This is a genomic window from Mesorhizobium sp. M2A.F.Ca.ET.067.02.1.1 (assembly GCF_004023285.1).
Lineage (GTDB): Bacteria > Pseudomonadota > Alphaproteobacteria > Rhizobiales > Rhizobiaceae > Mesorhizobium.
Genome location: NZ_RZSB01000536.1, coordinates 1 through 4,158 on the forward strand (window position 1 = coordinate 1; position 4,158 = coordinate 4,158).

Genomic DNA, 4,158 nt, shown 5'->3' on the forward strand with positions numbered 1-4,158 from the left:
GTGCTGGTCGGCAAGCTTGCCGGCGACGGCCTGGTCTATGAAAGCGTCAATGCCTGCATCCGTTTCGTGGGCTCGCTCGACGGCACCCATGTCGTCACCGTCGAGCATCTGCGCGGCGAGCCTGGTAAGTTGCACCCCGTGCAGCAGGCGATGGTCGATTTCCACGGCTCGCAATGCGGCTTCTGCACGCCGGGCTTCGTCATGTCGCTCTACGGGCTGTGGATGAAGACGCCCGATCCGTCCAACGCCGCGATCGAAAAGGCGCTGCAGGGCAATCTTTGCCGCTGCACCGGCTATGAGGCGATCATGCGCGCCGCGCATGCCATTTCGAGCTACGGCAAGGCGGCGAAGGATCCGCTGGCGGTGGAGCGCAACGACATCACCGCGCGGCTGAAGGCATTGCGCGATAGCGCGAGAGTCGAGATCGGGTCGGGCAGGCGCGGCTGATCGTGCCGGCCGGCGTCGACGATTTCGCAGGGCTGCTCGAAAAGGAGCCGGGCGCCGCCATCGTCGCCGGCTCGACCGATGTCGGCCTCTGGGTCACCAAGCATATGCGCGACATCTCGCCGGCGATCTTCATCGGCGGTCTCGACGGCCTGCGCGCCATCTCGGAGAAGGACGGCGTCATCACCATCGGCGCGGGCGTCACCTACACCGAAGCCTTCGAGACGCTGTCGAAGCGCATCCCGGCTTTGGGACCGCTGGTCGACCGTATTGGCGGAGAACAGGTGCGCAACATGGGCACGATCGGCGGCAACATTGCCAACGGCTCGCCGATCGGCGACACGCCGCCGCCGCTGATCGCGCTCGGCGCGCAGCTTACCCTGCGCAAGGGCAAGAAGCGCCGCACGATCCCGCTCGAAACCTTCTTCATCGCCTATGGCAAGCAGGACCGGCAGCCAGGCGAATTCGTCGAAGCGGTGCATGTGCCGGTGCCGGCGGGCAGCGAAAAATTTGCCGTCTACAAAGTCACCAAGCGACGCGACGAGGACATCACCGCGACGCTTGGCGCCTTCTATCTGACCTTGGCCAAGGACGGCACGGTGGCCGACATCCGCATCGCCTATGGCGGCATGGCGGCGACGCCGAAGCGCGCCGCGGCGGTTGAGAATGCATTGATCGGGAAGGTCTGGAGCGAAGCGACTGTGGAGGCTGCTATGGCCGAGTACGCCAGTGACTTCACGCCACTCACCGACATGCGGGCAAGCGCCGAATATCGGGCCCTGGCGGCGAAGAACCTTCTGCTGCGCTTTTATGTCGAGACAACCGGCACCAAGGCGCCGCTCCAGGTTTCGCGCAGCGAGGCTGCCTGATGCAAATCAACGCGTGCAAGCAGTCGCGGGTACCGTCCTTCTCCCCGTTCACGGGGAGAAGATGCCGGCAGGCAGATGAGGGGCGGCGCCGGCGCCGGTCGTTTTCTGCAAACTCGTCGACGTCAGCGCCGCCCCTCATCCGACCCTTCGGGCCACCTTCTCCCCGTGAACGGGGAGAAGGAAAGGAGGCTGAATGACCAAGCACGTCCCCAACCTCAAGGCCCAGAAGATCTCGGGTGGCGTCGCCAGTGACCAGCGCCATGATTCAGCGCACAAGCATGTCAGCGGCACGGCCGTCTATATCGATGACATGCCGGAGCCGGCCGGCACGCTGCATGGCTGCCTTGGTCTGTCCGCCGCGACGCATGCGACGATCACGAAGATGAACCTCTCGGCCGTGCGCGCCGCGCCTGGCGTCGTCGATGTGCTGACGGCAAAGGACGTGCCGGGCGAGAACGACATTTCGCCCACCGGCCGTCATGACGAGCCGGTGCTCGCCGACGGCAAGGTCGAGTTCTATGGCCAGCCGATCTTCTGCGTCATCGCCGAGACACGCGAGCAGGCCCGCCGCGCCACCAGGCTGGTCAGGGTCGAGTACGAGCAGCTGCCCTTCGTCACCGACATCGGCGCGCTCGACCCGCGCAAGGACAAGCTTGTCACGCCGCCGCTCACATTGAGGCGCGGCGACGCGGCGGCGGCGATCAAGGCAGCGCCCCGCAGGCTCAAGGGCAAGATGCGTCTCGGCGGCCAGGAACATTTCTATCTCGAAGGCCATATCGCCATGGCCGTGCCCGGCGAGGACCACGACGTCACCATCTATTCCTCGACCCAGCATCCGAGCGAAGTCCAGCATATGGTGAGCCATGCGCTGGGCATCCCGAGCAACGCCATCACGGTGGAAATCCGCCGCATGGGCGGCGGCTTCGGCGGCAAGGAAACGCAGGGCAACCAGTTCGCGGTGCTCGCCGCGATCGCCGCCAAGCGCCATCATCGCGCGGTCAAGATCCGGCCCGACCGCGATGACGACATGACCGCGACCGGCAAGCGGCATGATTTCCTGATCGATTATGAGGTTGGCTTCGACGACGATGGCAACATCCTCGGCGTCGACTTCATGTTCGCCGCGCGCTGCGGCTTCTCCTCGGACCTCTCCGGCCCGGTCACCGACCGCGCGCTGTTCCACTGCGACAACACCTATTTCTGGCCGGCGGTGCACGCTCAGTCGGCGCCGCTCTACACCAACACGGTGTCGAACACCGCCTTCCGCGGCTTCGGCGGCCCGCAAGGCATGGTCGGCGCCGAGCGCGTCATCGACGAGGTGGCCTTTGCGCTCGGCAAGGACCCGCTCGAGATACGCAAGAAGAATTTCTATGGGACCAGCGATCGCAACGTCACGCCCTACCACCAGACGGTCGAGGACAATGTCATCCAGCGCATCATCGCCGAGCTGGAGGCGAGCTCGAACTATGCGCGGCGCCGGCGCGAGATCAGCGCTTTCAACGCCAACAGCCGCTTCATCAAGCGCGGACTGGCGCTGACGCCGGTCAAGTTCGGCATCTCCTTCACCGCCACGCATTACAACCAGGCCGGCGCGCTGGTGCATGTCTATACCGACGGTTCGGTGCATCTGAACCATGGCGGCACCGAGATGGGGCAGGGCCTCTACCTCAAGGTGGCGCAGGTCGTGGCGGAAGAGTTCCAGATCGACCTCGATCAGGTGAAGATCACCGCGACGACCACCGGCAAGGTGCCGAACACCTCGGCCACCGCCGCCTCGTCCGGTTCCGACCTCAACGGCATGGCGGCGCAGAATGCCGCCCGCCAGATCAAGGACCGGCTGACCAACTTCGCCTCGGAAAAGTACCAGGTACCGCGCGACCAGGTGCTGTTCCTGCCCAACCGCGTCCGCATCGGCAATCAGGAGATACCCTTCGGCGATCTGGTCAAGCAGGCCTATATGGCCCGCATCCAGCTGTCGGCGGCCGGCTTCTACAAGACGCCGAAGATCCATTGGAACCGCGACAAGGGCGAGGGCCGCCCCTTCTATTACTTCGCCTATGGCGCCTCCTGCTCGGAGGTCTCGGTCGACACGCTGACGGGCGAATATGTGGTCGAGCGCACCGATATATTGCATGAGACCGGCCGCTCGCTGAACCGCGCCATCGACCTCGGCCAGGTCGAGGGCGGCTTCATCCAGGGTATGGGCTGGCTGACCACCGAGGAACTGTGGTGGGATGACAAGGGGCGCCTGCGCACCCATGCGCCGTCGACCTACAAGATCCCGCTCGCCTCCGACCGGCCGAAGATCTTCAACGTCACGTTGGCCGACTGGTCCGAAGCGAACGAGCCGACGGTGCATCGCTCCAAGGCCGTGGGCGAGCCGCCCTTCCCGCTCGGCATGTCGGTTCTGCATGCGCTTTCCGACGCCGTCGCGAGCGTCGCGGATCACAGGATCTGTCCGCGCCTCGACGCGCCGGCGACACCGGAGCGTGTCTTGATGGTGATCGAGAGGCTGAAGCGGGAGGCCACGCAGCCGGCCTGAATCCGCCTAGAACGTGCAAATCGAGGCGCAGAACGCTATATTTCCGGGATGGAAATGCAGACGATGAACTCGAAAGTGCAAGATCTGAAGGCGTTCCTTGGCCAAACCGGCCGTGTCGCGCTCGTCGAGGTCGCGGCCACCAAGGGCTCGACGCCGCGCGAGGCCGGCGCCTTCATGCTCGTCTCGGCATCGGCCATTTTCGGCACGATCGGCGGCGGCCAGCTCGAATATATGGCGATCGACAAGGCGCGGCAGATTCTGCGCTCCTCACCCTCCCCCTCGTGGGGAGGGTCGGACGCTGTC

The 4,158-nt window shown here is 65.2% G+C and carries 2 protein-coding genes and 1 pseudogene; all 3 read left to right on the forward strand.

Annotated elements, in window-relative coordinates; all coding sequences use genetic code 11:
* A pseudogene (xdhA, locus tag EOA28_RS26930) lies at positions 1–1,313 on the forward strand (xanthine dehydrogenase small subunit); the annotation flags it as partial.
* A 193-nt stretch (positions 1,314–1,506) separates the two neighbouring features.
* On the forward strand, positions 1,507–3,855 hold the full coding sequence (gene xdhB / locus EOA28_RS26935) for a xanthine dehydrogenase molybdopterin binding subunit (RefSeq protein ID WP_127252094.1): 2,349 nt from the start codon (positions 1,507–1,509) through the stop codon (positions 3,853–3,855).
* 63 nt (positions 3,856–3,918) lie between these two features.
* Positions 3,919–4,158, forward strand: a 240-nt coding sequence (locus EOA28_RS26940; protein ID WP_281060926.1) for an XdhC family protein, incomplete at its 3' end; no start/stop codon positions are given.